The 17,026-nt window shown below is 40.5% G+C and carries 11 protein-coding genes; 6 read left to right on the top strand and 5 right to left on the bottom strand.

What is annotated here, in order from left to right:
• Positions 1-9 precede the first annotated feature (9 nt).
• From ABFY81_RS12930 to ABFY81_RS12910, 5 genes are all read left to right on the top strand, one after another.
• Positions 10-1,851 (top strand): monovalent cation:proton antiporter-2 (CPA2) family protein, encoded by a 1,842-nt coding sequence (locus tag ABFY81_RS12930; protein ID WP_347913917.1) that lies wholly within the window; start codon positions 10-12, stop codon positions 1,849-1,851.
• Between the two features lie 165 nt (positions 1,852-2,016).
• Positions 2,017-2,892: an Hsp33 family molecular chaperone HslO gene (locus ABFY81_RS12925; protein ID WP_004699009.1), complete on the top strand. Its 876-nt coding sequence runs from the start codon at positions 2,017-2,019 to the stop codon at positions 2,890-2,892.
• Between the two features lie 137 nt (positions 2,893-3,029).
• Positions 3,030-3,641, top strand: a complete 612-nt coding sequence (locus ABFY81_RS12920) for a LysE family translocator (RefSeq protein ID WP_004699012.1) — start codon at positions 3,030-3,032, stop codon at positions 3,639-3,641.
• A 150-nt stretch (positions 3,642-3,791) separates the two neighbouring features.
• Positions 3,792-4,754 carry a J domain-containing protein gene (locus tag ABFY81_RS12915; RefSeq protein ID WP_068935763.1) on the top strand — a complete coding sequence of 321 codons (963 nt, stop codon included), beginning with the start codon at positions 3,792-3,794 and terminating at the stop codon, positions 4,752-4,754.
• 11 nt (positions 4,755-4,765) lie between these two features.
• The gene (locus tag ABFY81_RS12910) at positions 4,766-5,095 is read left to right on the top strand and encodes a chaperone modulator CbpM (RefSeq protein WP_068935766.1); all 330 of its coding nucleotides are present in this window, start codon (positions 4,766-4,768) and stop codon (positions 5,093-5,095) included.
• A 229-nt stretch (positions 5,096-5,324) separates the two neighbouring features.
• Here the strand turns inward: ABFY81_RS12910 and ABFY81_RS12905 are convergent, their stop codons facing one another.
• From ABFY81_RS12905 to rpsO, 3 genes are all read right to left on the bottom strand, one after another.
• Positions 5,325-6,536 (bottom strand): magnesium transporter CorA family protein, encoded by a 1,212-nt coding sequence (locus ABFY81_RS12905; protein WP_049065194.1) that lies wholly within the window; start codon positions 6,534-6,536, stop codon positions 5,325-5,327.
• Positions 6,537-6,623: 87 nt separating this feature from the next.
• On the bottom strand, positions 6,624-8,711 hold the full coding sequence (gene pnp, locus ABFY81_RS12900; RefSeq protein ID WP_171220364.1) for a polyribonucleotide nucleotidyltransferase: 2,088 nt from the start codon (positions 8,709-8,711) through the stop codon (positions 6,624-6,626).
• A gap of 256 nt (positions 8,712-8,967) precedes the next feature.
• Positions 8,968-9,237: a 30S ribosomal protein S15 gene (gene rpsO / locus ABFY81_RS12895; protein WP_001229357.1), complete on the bottom strand. Its 270-nt coding sequence runs from the start codon at positions 9,235-9,237 to the stop codon at positions 8,968-8,970.
• A gap of 212 nt (positions 9,238-9,449) precedes the next feature.
• Here rpsO and ABFY81_RS12890 point away from each other — a divergent pair, with 212 nt between their 5' ends.
• Positions 9,450-10,748 carry a serine hydrolase domain-containing protein gene (locus ABFY81_RS12890; RefSeq protein WP_347914011.1) on the top strand — a complete coding sequence of 433 codons (1,299 nt, stop codon included), beginning with the start codon at positions 9,450-9,452 and terminating at the stop codon, positions 10,746-10,748.
• 718 nt (positions 10,749-11,466) lie between these two features.
• On the opposite strand, the gene recD is transcribed toward ABFY81_RS12890, so the two are convergent.
• Both recD and ABFY81_RS12880 read right to left on the bottom strand, forming a co-directional pair.
• On the bottom strand, positions 11,467-13,218 hold the full coding sequence (gene recD, locus ABFY81_RS12885; protein WP_347913916.1) for an exodeoxyribonuclease V subunit alpha: 1,752 nt from the start codon (positions 13,216-13,218) through the stop codon (positions 11,467-11,469).
• Between the two features lie 108 nt (positions 13,219-13,326).
• Positions 13,327-17,025: a UvrD-helicase domain-containing protein gene (locus tag ABFY81_RS12880; RefSeq protein WP_347913915.1), complete on the bottom strand. Its 3,699-nt coding sequence runs from the start codon at positions 17,023-17,025 to the stop codon at positions 13,327-13,329.
• Position 17,026: the final 1 nt, after the last annotated feature.

Below are 17,026 nucleotides of genomic sequence, written 5' to 3'. Positions count from 1 at the left end.
GGGTAATGAATGTCATTCCTACTGCAAGCAACAATTTTTCTTGGAGCTTCTCTGATTTTAGTCCCTTTGGGTAAACGCTTAGGGATTGCAACAGTTTTAGGTTATTTATTTACGGGCATCCTTCTTGGCCCGAGTGTTTTAAATATTGCTCATGACCCTGAAGCCATTATGGAACTGGCTGAGTTCGGCGTAATCTTACTTATGTTCTTAATTGGACTAGAGTTACGTCCACAACGGTTATGGGAAATGCGTGATTCCATTTTCGTGATGGGAAGTTTACAAGTGGTGATTACGGGCGCAATTCTCATGCTCACCGTATTGCTACTATTTCAGCAACAACTTGCTGCTAGCTTTGTCATTGGTTTTGCACTTGCGCTGTCTTCTACAGCCTTTGTATTACAACTACTGACCGAAAAACAACAGCTCAACACCACCTACGGTCAGCAATCGTTTTCAATTTTGCTTTTCCAAGATATTGCAGCGATTCCTTTATTGGCAGTCATTCCACTGTTAGCAGGAACCGAATCTACTCATCATGGTATTGCTTATTTTGCGGCCATCATCGCGACATTCAGTGGTCTGTTCCTATTTAGTCGTTACGTGATGCGTCCATTTTTCCGTTTCGTTGCAAAAAGTGGTGCAACTGAACTGATTACCGCAGTAGGGTTATTTATTATCCTTGCTGTTGTACTACTCATGGATACTTTAGGAATTAGCACCACTCTAGGCGCTTTCCTCACAGGCGTACTTTTAGCCGACTCGGAATTCCGTCATGAACTTGAAGCAAGTATTGCTCCATTTAAAGGACTATTACTTGGTTTGTTCTTTATGACTGTGGGCATGACCACGCAACTGTCTTTACTGATTGAAATGCCTTGGCTCATTATTGGTGGAGCGGTCGGTCTGTTGGTGATAAAAACCCTCGTATTAACTGCCATTGCCCGCTATAAAAAATACAGTTGGAACAATAGCCTACTGCTTGGAACTTGCTTGGCTCAAGGTGGTGAATTTGCTTTTGTCATTTTAAGTCTTGCGAAAAGTGAAAACGTTTTAACTGATGCTTTATTAGAGCCTGTTACGCTAATTGTGACGTTGTCGATGGTCCTTACACCAGTAATTTACTGGATTATGGCAACTAAAATCATTCCTTTGTTTAATAAAGAACGTCCACCTGAGTATGATGAAATTCCTCAGCAAGATAATCCAATTATCATTGCTGGGTTTGGTCGCTTTGGACAAATTATTGCACGTATTGCCCGCTTGCAGCACTTAGGCTTTACTGCGATCGACAACAACCTTCATCAAGTGGACTTTGTGCGTCGATATGGCGGTAAACTCTATTACGGTGATGTCACGCAACCTGATTTACTTCGCTCGGCAGGCATTGAAAAAGCCCAAGTATTTATTTTGGCAATTGATGATGTCGAAGACTCTATGAATGTTGCACGACATCTGAGATTAAACTATCCAAACATAAAGCTATTAGCACGCGCTCGTGACCGCCATCATGTACACCTGCTAAGAGATTTAGGTGTTGAACATATTTGGCGTGAAACCTATTTATCATCATTAGGTATGGCTTATCGCGCTTTACGCGAACTCGGTATTTCCGATGAACAGGCTTATAATAATATCGAAATCTTTCGAGATTATGATGAGAAATTACTCATACAGCAGCAAAGCATTTATACCGATGAACAAAAGGTTTTTGAAACCCATCGTAATGCGCTGGCTGAACTTGAGCATCTATTTGAAAGCGATGCACAGCAAGCCACATCAAGACATGACGTTAACTTAAAGCGTCATTTACAACCAAATCGTATCGACATTACACGAGATCACGAAGAATAACTTGAGATTTCGCAAAATGGCTATATTAAGGACTTATTCACATTGCCTAAATGATTGCGACAATCGGTACAAAAGTTGCCGTTGTCCTGCTTGCAGCTTCGCTGCATTCCCTAAGCTTGATTAAACCGAAGTTGTTATAATCTGCTTAGGGCCCTGGAGAATATTATGTCTGATTTACGCCAACGCTTTTATATAGAGGACTTTCCTGTTCGCGGTGAAGTAGTTCATCTAGAAGAAGCATTACAAACTATTTTAGCTCAACGCGACTACATGCCTGCGGTTAAAATTCTACTAGGCGAGATGTTGAGCGCGACTGCATTACTTGCAAGTACTTTAAAAATCAAAGGCCGTATCAGCTTGCAAATCCAGGCTAGCGGCTCTTTCAAATGGGCTATGGCTGAATGTAATCACTTAGGTGAAGTTCGTGCTTTAGCAGACTACGAAACAGATCCACGTTTTGTTGAAGCAACTGACAGCAGTACAGTCCTTGGTGCTTTAGTTAATCCAATTTTATTTATTAACATCGAGCCTGAGCATGGTGAGCGTTATCAAGGGATCGTACCTCTTGACCAGACAAATCTAGCGGGTTGTTTGATGCAGTATTATGATTTATCTGCTCAAATTCCAACTCGTATTGTATTGGCAAGTACAGCTAAACGTTCTGGTGGTTTACTCATTCAGTTATTACCTCGTCATGATGAAGAAGAGCAAAAACTGGTTGATGAAGACCTATGGCCGCGTTTGACTATGCTGACTGAAACGCTTAAGCCTGAAGAACTGACTGAGCTTTCAGCGAATGAAATTTTGTATCGTCTCTATAACGAAGAAGAAGTACGCTTGCCAGAAGTTGAACACTTAAAATTTGGCTGTACGTGTTCTAAAGAACGTTGTGCTAAAGCATTACTTCAAATTGGTGTTGATGCTGTTCATGAAACACTGGAAGCTCAGAACCCAATTCAAATGGATTGCCAGTTCTGTAACACCCGTTATGAGTTCACTGCTGAAGAAGCACTAGGTTTATTTGGCGAACATTTGAGTTAATTACTCACCTCATAAAAAGGCGGTCAAACCGCCTTTTTATTTATCTATAGTTTTTTGATGATAATTTTCAGCATCTTATTTTAAATCAGTTAATATGAGCTTACTTTATAGCCTAATAAACAAGATGCTTATATTTCATGAATTATTTTGATTATTTTCTCTTTATTTTCAGTGTCATTATTATGATTGCTACCCCTGGCCCAGTCATGATTTTAGTGGCAAGCGCTGGGCTTAAAGGCGGCTATAAAAAAGCACTCGAAACCATTTTTGGTACAAATCTCGCATCACTGGTTTTAATTTTTATTTCAGTACTCGTACTTAAAGGAGTACTCGGTATTAATGAAAGCTATTTAAATATTATTCGTGTTTTAGGCTGTCTCTATATTGGCTATTTAGGATTTAGTATTCTTAAAGAAGTGATTCAAGCTCCACATCCAGAAGCAATACAAACCGTTTCTGCCCAAAATGGTGGTTTTAAAAAAGGCTTTTTGGTCGGTATTTCAAATCCTAAAGATATTATTTTCTTTTCGGCTTTCTTTCCTCAGTTTGTCTCTATTTCACCTAACTTAAATTTCAGTCTAACTGTTCTTACCCTGACATGGATTGTTTTGGATTTTTTAACCCTGTCTTTAGTGTATGTGTTTTTCCGCCGTCTTTCTAACAGCCACTTATATCCTAAAATACTCGGCTTATGCGGCCTATTGCTTTTATTAATTGCCTTATACGGTTTATATCAGACTTTTATGTAAAGATTGAGAGGCATAACCCTAATCGAATTATGTCTCTTCCACCTTGCCTCTCCATTTCTGTAAGAGAACAACTCTTATACAATCTAGCTCATTGAAAGCCTTAAAAATTGTTTCATAATGAAATAAACAACACCATCGTGATAAAACATTATGGCCAAAAATTATTATGAAGAATTAGGGGTTACACGAGAAGCCTCTGCTGATGAAATTAAAAAAGCATATCGGAAATTAGCTCGTAAATATCACCCCGATATCAGCAAAGAAAAAGATGCAGAAGAAAAAATGCAGGCGATTAACGTTGCCTATGACACGTTAAGCAATGCAGAAAAAAAAGCTGAATATGACCAAATGTTAGATCACCCACAGGGCTTTAATGACTTTGGTCAAGGTGCAGCTCAAGGTGGATTTGATGGCGCGCGTTTTTATCGTCAGGGCTTTACGGGCGGCGGTGGTGAACAAGCTGATTTTAGCGGTTTCGAGGATTTGTTCGGCCGTTTTGGTGCTGGTTTTGGCGGTGGGCAACAACAATACCAAAGGCAACAACGTAGTTACCGAGGTGAAGATCAGCATGCCAGCATAGAGGTTGATCTTGATATTGCCTACCATGGATCAACACAACAGATTACCTTACAAATTCCGACTGTGAATGTCTATGGTGAGCCTGAGGTACAACGTAAAACCCTACAGGTGAAAATACCGAAAGGCATGAAGGAAGGCCAACAAATTCGCCTAAGCGGACAAGGACAAAGTGGTATCAATGGTGGTGCCAACGGCGATCTTTACATCGAGATTCAGTATAAAGACACAGATCGTGTTCATGTCGAAGGCAGTGATGTATATTTAACTGTAGATGTAGCACCTTGGGAGGCCGCATTAGGTCAAGGTATTGAAGTAAAAACACCTGCTGGGCCATTACATGTCAATTTACCTAAAAATGCAAAACAAGGACAACAGCTACGTTTAAAAGACAAAGGGATACCAAATAAAACGCCAGGCCATCTTTATTTAATTTTAAATATTGTATTCCCGCCTGCACATTCTGAAAAAGAAAAAGAAGCGTATCAGCAATTGGCTGAAGCCTTTGCTTCATTCGAACCTCGTTCATCTCATTAGGGAGCAAGATCATGACAACCATCCATTATCGAGAAATTGTATGTGACGGCCACACCTTTAGTGCTGAAGTCGTTGATGAACAATCTACATTTGACTTACAACAATTTGCCCAAGCCTGTGGTCAAAGCCCGGACTGGATTTTAGAGCTTATTGAGTACGACATTTTAGTGATTGAAAGTACACCTGAAAAACATCAGTTCATGGGTGAAGATGTCATTCGTGCTCGTAAAGCGTATCGTTTACAACGTGACTTTGACGCAAGTTTGGCAGCAGTTGCGGTGATGTTAGATTTGATTGATGAAGTGCAACAACTTAGAAAACAGTTGAAGCATTTTCATTAAGATTTTTTCTTCTAAATAATCTTTCACACAGGTATGAGCTAACGTGATGGGCGGCATGGATGCCGCCTTTTGGGCTGCGGTAACATGGATGTACCGTCAGTCCAAGAAAGGGGTTTTGTTACTTTTGCCCAGTCAAAAGTAAGGATATGCCTATGCAATAAGTATCAAATTAATCCCTAAATTTGAGGCAGTACTAACAAATCAACTTTACTGATTTTGAAAATTCCTATTACTTCAACCGAGTAATCTTCTCCACTTCCTTCAAAGTCTGCTTAATCGGTTCATATTCCAAAAACCAGAACAAATTCATACGCTCTTGGCGATGCTGCTGAGCCAATAAATCAATAACACTTTTCTCGCCACGCCCTACCAAATGCTGTCGATAGAAGTAGTAAAGCAAGAAAACCGTACTGAGCAACATGACACCGAGCATAATCCAGAAACCCACTGGCGACTTAAGCCCTGGAATAAACTCAAAGTTCATTCCATAAATACCTGTTAAGAGTGTAAGCGGTGCAAATACGGCCGTAATAATGGCAAGAATACGCATATTTTCATTGGTCTGGTTCGCAATCGCTGAGAAATGCAAATCAATCGCCGACTGAATAGCGCTACGTAAACGTAAAGTATGCTTTTGAATACGTTCGACATGACTCATTAAATCATTCAAACGAACTAACAGAAGATCTTGAGAACTATGTGTCCGCTCACCAATCACATGATGATAGTTTTCGACAATTTCATCTCGAAACTCTTGCAAGGTTTCGATTTGCTCTTCGCATAAATTTTCGACCTGTTGAAAGGCCATATTTTCATGAAACAGTTGATGCCATTGTTTAAAACGGCGATTGCCCTGTAATAGTTGTTGTTGCCAGTGCTCGACCCTTCTAGTTAAAGGTGAACGAATATCCAGATAACCATCCACCATGCTATTGAGCAGACGTAAACACAAATCTACAGGTGAATTAGGCAACTTACGGGTTTTGTTTTGTTCTTCTAAGGTTTTACATAAAATATTTTCAAGACGCTGAATATAATTTTCAATCGACTTGTTGCCCTGCTCACGTACGCTAATCAGAACTTTAGGCGTAAAAATAAAACTAATTGGCGTGGTGGCTAAGCCAAATACACTCTCGTGAGTTTCCCCATTTTTAATTTCATCATCAGGTGTCACGAGCTTTTTGAAAATGAGCAGATCATATTCTTCAAGCGTATCAAAGGCACAAGGATGCTCAATATTGGCAATATCTCGCATATGAAATTCATTAATTGCGACATCTGAAAGCTGTTGAATTTTCTGTTGCCATTCTTCATTATGGTTAACAACATCAGATCTCACACTATCAATCCAGAAGAACTCTAGAACATGTTCAGTGTGCTTTTCTCGGCTCAAAAAAACATAGCCATCCTTTTGATGACGATAAAAATAATAAACCTGCATACCACGTCGATCTGTTTGTGTATTACTTGCATCATGCCATAAAAAAAGCCCGCATCAAGCGGACTTTTTTATTAGTGAGTTAAGCAATTATGCTTGCTCAATATCTTTCATAGTCAATTTGATACGACCACGGTTGTCAACATCAGCAACTTGTACTTTAACTTCCTGACCTTCTTTAAGAACATCAGTTACGTTCGCAATACGCTCATTCGAGATTTGCGAAATATGAAGAAGACCATCAGTACCAGGCATAATGTTTACGAACGCACCAAATTCTACGATACGGATAACTTTACCGTCATAGATTTTACCTGGTTCAACTTCAGCAGTAATCGCTTGGATTTTTGCAATCGCAGCTTTAGCAGCAGCTTTAGTTTCACCAAATACGCGAACTGTACCGTTATCTTCGATATCGATTGCAGCTTTAGTTTCTTCAGTAATTTGACGGATAGTTGCACCACCTTTACCAATTACGTCACGGATTTTGTCCGGATTAATTGTAATTACTTCAAATGTTGGAGCATGCATTGAAATTTCAGGACGAGCGCGTGAAATTACTTTGTTCATTTCATTAAGGATGTGCATACGACCAGCAAATGCTTGGTTTAATGCAACTTCCATAATTTCTTCAGTAATACCTTCGATCTTGATGTCCATTTGAAGTGCAGTAATACCGTTTGCAGAACCTGCTACTTTAAAGTCCATGTCGCCAAGGTGGTCTTCGTCACCCAAGATGTCAGAAAGTACAGCAAAACGCTCGCCTTCTTTCACTAAGCCCATTGCGATACCTGCAACTGGCGCTTTAAGTGGAACACCTGCATCCATAAGTGATAATGATGCACCACATACAGAAGCCATTGAAGATGAACCGTTAGATTCAGTAATATCAGATACAATACGGATCACGTACGGGAAGCGGTCAGCAGCAGGAAGAACTGCTTGAACACCACGACGTGCTAAACGACCATGACCAATTTCACGACGTTTAGGACCAGATTCACGACCTGTTTCACCTACAGAGTATGCAGGGAAGTTGTAGTGCAACATGAAGTTGTCAGTTTTAGTACCAGAAAGCGTATCAACCATTAACGCATCACGAGTATTACCCAAAGTTGTTGTTACCAACGCTTGAGTTTCACCACGTGTAAATAATGCAGAACCGTGAGCACGGTCTAATACACCAACTTGAACGTCGATACCACGAACAGTTTTAGTATCACGACCATCAATACGTGGCTTACCTGACAAGATGTTGTCACGTACTGTGCGGTATTTAAGGTCTTCAAATAATTCGTTTACTTCGTCAGCAATACCAGTTTCGTCATTTTCAGGAACGAACTGAGCTACAGCTTCTGCATAAAGTGCATCAAGTGCTGCATAACGGTCTTGTTTAACCGCAATTGTATATGCTTCAGAAATTTTAGCTTCGAAAGCTGCTTTTAATTGCTCAAGAAGTGCTTCATTTTTAGTTGGAGCAACCCAAGTTGATTCAACTGCACCAGCAGCCGCAGCAAATTCTTTAATTGCTTGAATCGCGATTTGCATTTCGTCATGACCGAAAAGCACAGCACCAAGCATTTGGTCTTCTGAAAGCTCTTTCGCTTCAGACTCAACCATTAATACAGCAGACTCTGTACCAGCAACCACAAGGTCAAGGTCAGATTGAGCAAGTTGTTCAAAATTCGGGTTTAAAACGTATTCACCGTTAATTAAACCAACACGTGCGCCACCAATTGGACCACGGAAAGGAGTACCAGCAATAGACAATGCTGCTGATGTACCAAGCATTGCTGCGATATCAGCATCCATAGTTTTGTCAGAAGAAACAACTGTTGCTGTTACTTGAATTTCGTTGAAATAACCTTCTGGGAACAATGGACGAATTGGGCGGTCAATAAGACGTGAAATTAAAGTTTCAGCTTCAGACGCACGACCTTCACGCTTACCGTAACCACCAGGGATACGACCCGCTGCATATTGTTTTTCTTGATAGTTAACTGTTAACGGGAAAAAATCTTGACCCGCTTTTGCTTTAGGTTGAGCAACAACTGCAACTAAAACAGTTACACCACCCATTGTGATTAAAACTGTATTCGCTTGACGAGCAACGCGACCCGTTTCTAAAACGACTTGATGTTGACCGAATTGGAATTCTTTACGAACGATGTTAAACATTGACATGTATTGTATTTTCCTAATTTTATTCTAGTGAGACCCCTAAGGTTTGGCATTCAGACTACACCAATTGGTAGATAAATGACAAAGCTTAGAAGCCATCACACTAGACCAAAAATTTTAAATAATATTAAACGCAAAGAAGGAGCGCACAAGCGCCCCTTCTATAAATCGCCTAACGGTGATTAGACGAAACTTTCTTTTCAGGAACAAAGCATAGCAACATGCGATAAACCGAAAACAAAGCAAAATCGAATTAACGACGTAGACCTAAAGCACCGATCAAAGCAGTGTAACGCTCGTGGTCTTTACCATTTAAGTAGTCAAGTAATTTACGACGTTGGTTAACCATACGGATCAAACCGCGACGGCTATGGTGGTCGTGTTTGTGAGCTTTAAAGTGACCTTGTAAATCATTGATTTGAGCAGTCAATAAAGCTACTTGTACTTCTGGTGAACCAGTGTCGTTTTCAGCGCGAGCAAATTTAGCAATGATCTCTGCGCGGTCTGCATTAGTTAAAGCCATTCGATTTCTCCGAGATGCTTAAAAAATAAAATGATATGAATCAGTTGAGCGCAACTGACTGCCGTGCATCACTACAGCAAGTCGCCTATTTTAAGGTATCTATATATGGATTGCAAAATTGTTTTCAGTTACCTGTCATTTTAGACACTGACATCAGCGTCTCAACCCTGCACACTTGGCCTTCAATAAAAAGAAAGAAGCGCGAGGGACGTGTGAAAATATTTTCGACTAATACCTGTCCGGTACCAGACGATATTGGATCGGTCATTCATCACAAAGATGAAGTGCCTGCCGAACTGGGCGGAATGAATGAACATCAGGTTCAAAAGATCTGGAAAAGTATTGAGTCACTCTATAAAACCGGGAACTATCCGCTCATTACTTTTTGTTTACGTAGACAAGGGAAAATTTTATTAAATCGAAGCATCGGCTATGCTCAAGGGAACTCTCCAGCAGGTCTGCAAAATAATGCACTCATTGCAACGCCTGACACTCCTGTTTGCTTATTTTCAGCCTCAAAAATGATTACTGCCATGTTGATTCATCTTTTAGATGAAAAAGGTGAAATCAACTTACTCGACCCTGTCAGTTATTACATTCCAGAATATGGTGTAAATGGGAAGCGCCGTGCGACGATCTTTCATTTATTAGCGCATCGTGGCGGCATCCCGTATATAGACGGCGAAGTCACTCCTGAACTGCTTTTTGATAAAGATGAAATTTTAAAGCGTCTATATGCAGCAAGACCCGCTTCCCCTGCAGGTAATCACCTCGCCTATCATGCTGTAACTGCAGGTTATATTTTGGGAGAAATTATTGAACGGGTCACAGGACAAGATCTTCGTCAGTTTGTACATGAGACCATCGAAAAACCAATGGGTATGCCCTATTTTAACTATGGTTTGAAACCAGAATATCGTGCAAAAGTCGCACTCAATTGTGCAACAGGCTTACATCCTCGCTTGGGGACAGACCATTATCTCAATCATGTATTAGGCGGTGGTCTACAACTCGCTGTAGATGTCACTAATGACAGCCGCTTTATGGATACGATTTGTCCTGCCGGTAACATTTATACGAGTGCCGAACAGGCTGGACGTTTTTTCGAAATGCTCTTGAGTGGTGGAAGCTATCAAGGCAAACAAGTTTTAAGTGAGAAAACAATTTTTAGAGCAACTCTACCGACCACAGGAGTTAATATTGATCGAACCTTATTAATCCCGATGCGTTATGCATTAGGTCCAATGCTCGGTAGCAATCCGGTAGGTTTATTTGGTCCAATGACTGGTCAAGCTTTTGGTCATCTTGATTTTTCCAATATTTTATGTTGGGCCGATCCAGAGCGTGATATTAGCGTTTCTCTGTTGACTACTGGAAAATCCGTAGTAGGTACTCATCTGCCTGCTTTGGCAAATCTGCTCTATCAAATTTCTAGCCAATGTCCTCGAATTCCTAGAGATCAACGTCGTTCATTGTTCGGTAGTGACTCACATGAAACAGATCTAGTTTAAATAGCAATAATCTAGCTATAAAATAAAAAACCCAAGCATTTCTGCTTGGGTTTTTGGCGCTGTAGTTCTTATTTATCGTGTTTATCGCTGTTCTTATTTTTTATATGTGAGATGCTTTATACATCTTTCTTCTAGTTTTACTCACTTCCGTTGTTTTTATTTCTATTTCCTTATGGGATGTATTCTCTCATATCCAATTATGAAGAAAAGTAGTATTTTTCTTATCATCATGTAAGCAAAAACGTACAGGTCTGTCTAATATTTGGCGTTTGCCTGTAACAGCTAAATAACGTACGGTTCTGTATAACATTTAACTTAACAATTCACAGGAAAAATGACTATTTAAGAATCATATTACAAATAAATATATTAATACGATTGGTTTAAATTGTTGATAATAAGGACAAGAAATCGTGTGAAATACATAAAGATTTATTTAATTTATTTGACATGATAAAAACTCAAAATATAAAAAAGCCCTGTAGTCTCTCCCAAAACTACAAGGCTTAGCGGCTGTAAGTTTCCTCTTTATTCACCTACTTCATTGTAAGTTCGCAGTCTCTCGACTTAAGTTATTATTATTGTGCGATTTTGCCCGACATTCCTTGCCAAGCTCGTTGTGCGTTTATAATCTCAAAAACAGGGGGTGTTCTCTAGCAGCAAATATCTCGAATCTATGTAAGCTTTTTCTTACAAAGGTCAAAATATTAAGTTTGACTTAACGAACTAACCGATTAACCTTTTCAACTAAACCGCTTCTTCTTGTCGTACGAACTGTAAAAGATTGTAATAAAGCCTCAGGGTGAACCAAAAGACTCACTACCTTTTTCGCTCGTGTAATCGCAGTGTAAATAAGTTCTTGGCTTAGCAAATTCTTGGCAGCCTGATCGAGAACTACAGCAGTATGTGTAAATTCAGAGCCTTGCGATTTGTGAATGGTTAAGGCAAATGCACTTTGAATACTTTTAGGTAGTCTGTTTGCAGCAACCCATTTATTTAAACTTGGAAAATACACTTCAAACTGTTGAGGCTGAGTACGGTGTTCAAAACATAAACCAATGTCACCATTTGAAATGCCAAGTTGGTAATCGTTATAAGTCATCATAACTGGACGACCAACATACCACCCTCCTAAAGTCACGATACCCAGCTGTTGTTGTAACCAGCGTTCGGCATATTGATTAAGTTGCTGTAAGCCAAATGGTCCATGACGTACAGCAGTTAAAATACGGTAGTCATCGAATGACTTAACGATATTTTCAATATGCTCAATTGAGCGATTATCTTGTAAATAAGCTTTTAGGCTTTGCACATAGCCTTGAAAACCCACCATCAACTTTTGATAGTAAGCTTCTAGCTCTATAGGTGACTCTTCAGGTAAGTATTCGAGCTGAACCACATCGGGCATATCAACTTCTAAAGGAATTGAACGTAACTCTGAAACCTGAACAATATCAATTTCAAATTGCTGCAAAACCTGCTCATGATTGATTTGACTGGTTTGCATTTGAATAAATCGTGCCACTTGCCCAATTAACGCACCTTCTGCAAAACGGCGGCTGGTTTGAAGGTGAACACGGTTTTCAGACAAAGCGTCGATTTGCTGTAAATCTGCAAGTACCGCTCCAACGTCTACGGAAGCAAGCTGGTTGGCATCGCCTAGCAAAATAATTCGGCAAGACTCAGGCACCGCTTCAAATAATAACGTTGCCAGATTTAAATCCAGCATAGAGGCCTCATCCACCACAATAACGTCATAAGGCAAAGTCTGCTTTTGATTAAAACGTGGAGTTTGACTATGCCCCATACCCAATAAGCGATGAATAGTTTGGGTACTTTGGTTTCTTAGCTCATCACTAACTAGTCCTGACTCAAGAAGCTTGGGGTCGTTAAACGAGTTTTGTAAGGCTTCTTGCATACGCTGTGCAGCTTTACCCGTCGGAGCAGCCATCGCCACACGAATATGAGGGATAGCTTGGCTAAGTACAGCAATAATACGAGCCAGCGTATACGTCTTACCTGTCCCCGGCCCACCTGTAATGATACTTAAGCTCTGCTGAGTCACCATTTGCAAAGCAGATTGCTGATGTGGGTCAGTGAGTAAGTTTAAATGCTCTTCACACGAAACTGGTTGAATTGGTTGTTGCTTTAATCGACGAATTTGCTCAGCTAGACGTTGCTCTAGGTTCCAATATCGGTATAATGCCAACCCCTGCCCGTCGTGGACACAAGGGGCAACTTGAGTCATCGCTTGTTCTGCGGATATCGCCAGTTGACCAAGTATTTCTGTTTCTTCTGGGCTAATCGCAATACAACTGTCACCTTGCAAGCTCGCTTCAATAAGCTGCTGCAAAAAACAAGCTGCCTCTGGAGCTTGTGTCTGTGCAGTAAACGGAGCTTGATTTAGAAAGGTACTCCAAGTCGTTAACCAGCTTAAATCGCTTTGTTCAGGGCTATTTAGATTGTCCACACACTTATCCACCTAGTTTTCCACACGCTTGTCCACATGGTTATAGACAGGATTATCCACACCCCAAGTATTTGTTAATTCTAAAATTAGATCATTTATCAGCATTTTTTATGCAATTTTATCCTCAGCAAAGTACCCTAAAATAGCATCAAGTCGTAGAACAAATTCTGTACTTGGCTGCCAATAATAATAACCTTGCTCAGCTTCGCCATTCATACCACGCAAGTAAAGATAAGTCGCCCCACCTAGGTGTTGCTCAATATCATAATTTTGCATTTTGACTTTTAAATAACGATGTAACGCAACCAAATACAGGCCTGCTTGCAGCCAATAGCTGGCTAAAGACATACTTTGAGCAATACTTTCTACACTGTAATCGGCAAGGTTTTCACCCAAGTAGTTACTCTTATAGTCAGCAATGTGATAACGCTGCCCATCAAAATAAACCAAGTCTATCGAACCATTTAAATAGCGTGCGGAACGAGCCTCTAATAACTCAGGCATTTCCATACCATATTCAGCAAACAGCTGCTGAATACGTTTCATGGCTAACACACGATCTGACAGGGCCAAATAAAAAGGACACTCTGATAAATAGTGCTCTGGTTGTAACTGATTTAAACGAAAACCTTGAGATAACGGCGTATTTAGAATCTCTTGCAACCATGTCGCCACAGCGTGATAAAGCGAATATTCCGCTTCTTGTTCTTCGGGAAAGCTTTCTTGGTATTTGATTAATAAATCTTGCCACAAACTACTATAGTCATTTTTAAAACGACGACGTATTTCACTTATCCACTCATCTGCACATTGAAAATCGATATGTTCAAAAATTTCATGTAAGAAATTACCTGCAAGTGTTCCTCTAGGAAAGTTGCTTTTGATCCAGCTAATTGGCTGTGCTGCGGTCACTTCAACAGAAATAACCTGATCGAGTTCATCTTCAGCTAAAACAGCTTCATGATTCTGGCTCGCGAGTAAATCTGTACCCACTTTATGTCTTAAATGCTGTGCCAGATAACTAAAACTGGTTTTGCCTCTCGAATAAAAGCGCTGGTCAGGAAAGTGTTGTGCCTGTATCTCAATAATATTGATATGTTGATTTAAATGCATGGCAGCAGGTGGCTGCTCCAAAATCATTTCATCGGTACAACAACGGTGCTGGAAAGGTTCAGCTCTATTTTTCCAAAATGCCAAACCTGAAACAGACTTGCCATCTGTATCTTGCATGAGCGCATAAACACGATGACTAGCCCGGGTTAAAGCCACGTACCAAAGGCGGTTTTGTTCCGCCAAAGCCCGTTCTTCATGCTGCTTCAGTTCGGTTTCGTTTAAATACGTTTTATCGGCAATCGCAACAACTCGTTGTGTTACGGTTTGAGCAGATTCAGGCGTAGTGACATCTTGAGTTGAGAAATTGAGTGTTTTGTTATTTTCCCGAAATGGCTTATCAGCCCTAAGCAAAAAGACAATTTTAAACTCAAGGCCTTTCGACTGGTGAATAGTCATGAGCTGTACGCCAGCTTCACTCGACAATCTACGCTCTAGCTCCCACTCTCGGTCAAGCGGCGATTGTAATTGCTTGAGATACCAATGATAGAGATTTTGCGCACCCTGATATTTCTCGCTATGTTGGCTTAAAATTTCGGTCAAATGACGCAAGTTCACCACGACACGCTCATTATCTTTACTCTGGACAGCAACCAGATTTTTCCAAATACCAAATTGGTTTAAACATTGCTGCCATGCCACTAAAAAACCCTGAGCCGACCACAATTCCCGAATAGCATCAAAGCCTGTCATAAACTGGCTTAAACCTTCAGCTGTTTGCTCAAGTTGCAACAGTTGTTTTAGATCCATAGCAAACAATCGACTAATCAAAGCTCGTTTCACTTTTGCCTCATCGTAAGGATGAAGAATCGCAGTGAGTAAGGCCCCAACATCTTGAGCAATTGTGCAATCAAAAACACTTCGTTTTGATGGTCGGTTAACGCGTATTCCTAAACGTTCTAATTCAAACTGAACTCTATCAAGGCCATCATGATTGCGTGACAAGACCGCAATATCATCTTCATTTAAAGCTTGGGTCTGAGTATCTTTTTGAAGATATAACTGCCCAGTATGTGACTGGTTGAGTAAATCCCGAATCTTCCATGCTACTTGCTGTGCTTCCGTTTCCTTGTCTTTTAGCAGAAGCCAACGTAAAGGGTGCGGGTTAGGCTGATTTTGATCGACTAAAGCTGGGTGAGGTCGAGTCCCTGCCCGAATCGGGTCATATTGAACTTGCTCACCGAAGTCGATTTGCCTTTGAAATAAGGCATCAACCACTTCAACCAAGTCAGCGACTGAACGATGGTTATGAATTAACTTATATTCGCGACCATGCTTTGCCTGAATATCTTTGTAGGCATTTAAGAAGGTGAGCATATCCCCACCACGGAAACCGTAAATTGCCTGCTTACGGTCACCTACCATAATCATGCAACCTTTTTGGTAACGCTCTGGATGGCGCCAAATGCTGGCGAGCATATCGTCTTGGTCTTGGTTAGTGTCTTGAAATTCATCGACTAAAATTAAGGGATATCGAGCCTGAACAAATACTGCAAAACGCTGCCCCTGCTCACCTTTTAGCGCTTCTGACAAAGTGCGAATTTGCTGAGAAAAAGTCGTCTCACCCTTATTTTGTAAAATCTGAGGTAAACGTTTCTTAACTTCTACACACAAATAGGCTTTTAAATAAATATGAAGCTGATCGAACTGTTCAGCGTAGTTTTTCAGCACACCAAATAACTGCTGAATCTGCTGAATACAAGGATGTTGATAGAATCCATCTGAAATTTCGGCAGGACATTTCTTAAAAACTTTCTGATCGGCAAGTTGGCCTAAAAACTTAAAAATAAGTTCTCGTTGTGCTGCCAAAGATCCATCAAAAACTAAAATACTGTCGCTTTGGGTGAGAACTTGCAAAAGCTGCGGTAAATACTCGCTAAATAATTTATTAAACGCCCCATTACGAAATACTGTGCCGCTTACATGTTTATAGTGTTCACCATCAAGCGAGTAATACGGTTCTAAAAGGCTGATATCAATTTCTGTTGCCAACTGTTTGAGCTGAGCAAGCTGTTCAAATTCAATGGTAGGCTTTTCGGGAAGTTTAAAATGAGCCGAACTAAAATTTAGTGAGTCTTCGACCAGTTTGACAAAACTGTCGACACTTTTTAACTCACCTGCCAGATACAACGCATCAATCACAGTTTGAGGCTGAGACTGTATCCATTCACGTAGTACATCATGAATCAGTTGGCGGCTATAGGCTTTAGCATCATCGGTAATTTGAGCACGTTCAATTTTGCCGCTCTCAAAAGCAAACTCACGTAATAGCTTTTGGCTAAAGCTATCGAGTGTTCCAACAAACAACTCATCTAGCTGATCGATGACAAGCTTTAAACGTTCACAGGCGTAGGCAATACGTGTCGCAAAATGCTTGAGAACATGTTGCAGTAATAAGTCAGATTCAAGCTCAGCCTGTAAAAGAATCTCTTTTTCAGTCAGACTCCGCTTAGTATCTAAATAACGGTAGGTTTCGACCAGACGTGCACGAATTCGGCTTTTCAACTCGGCCGCAGCAGCACGGGTAAACGTGGTCGCAATGACTTGGCGCGGTAAATATTTCTCAAGGAAAATACGTACCATCAAACTCGACAGTGTATAGGTTTTCCCGGTACCCGCCGAAGCTTCAATTAAGTGCAATCCGCTAAATTCAATATCAGTAATAGGTTGATAAGACACCTGTACTCTTGAGTTCATG

Source organism: Acinetobacter sp. WA-87, from assembly GCF_039938935.1.
Taxonomy (GTDB): Bacteria; Pseudomonadota; Gammaproteobacteria; order Pseudomonadales; family Moraxellaceae; genus Acinetobacter; species Acinetobacter seifertii.
Note: the sequence above shows the minus strand (reverse complement) of the source record. Positions and strands in the feature narration are given on the sequence as shown.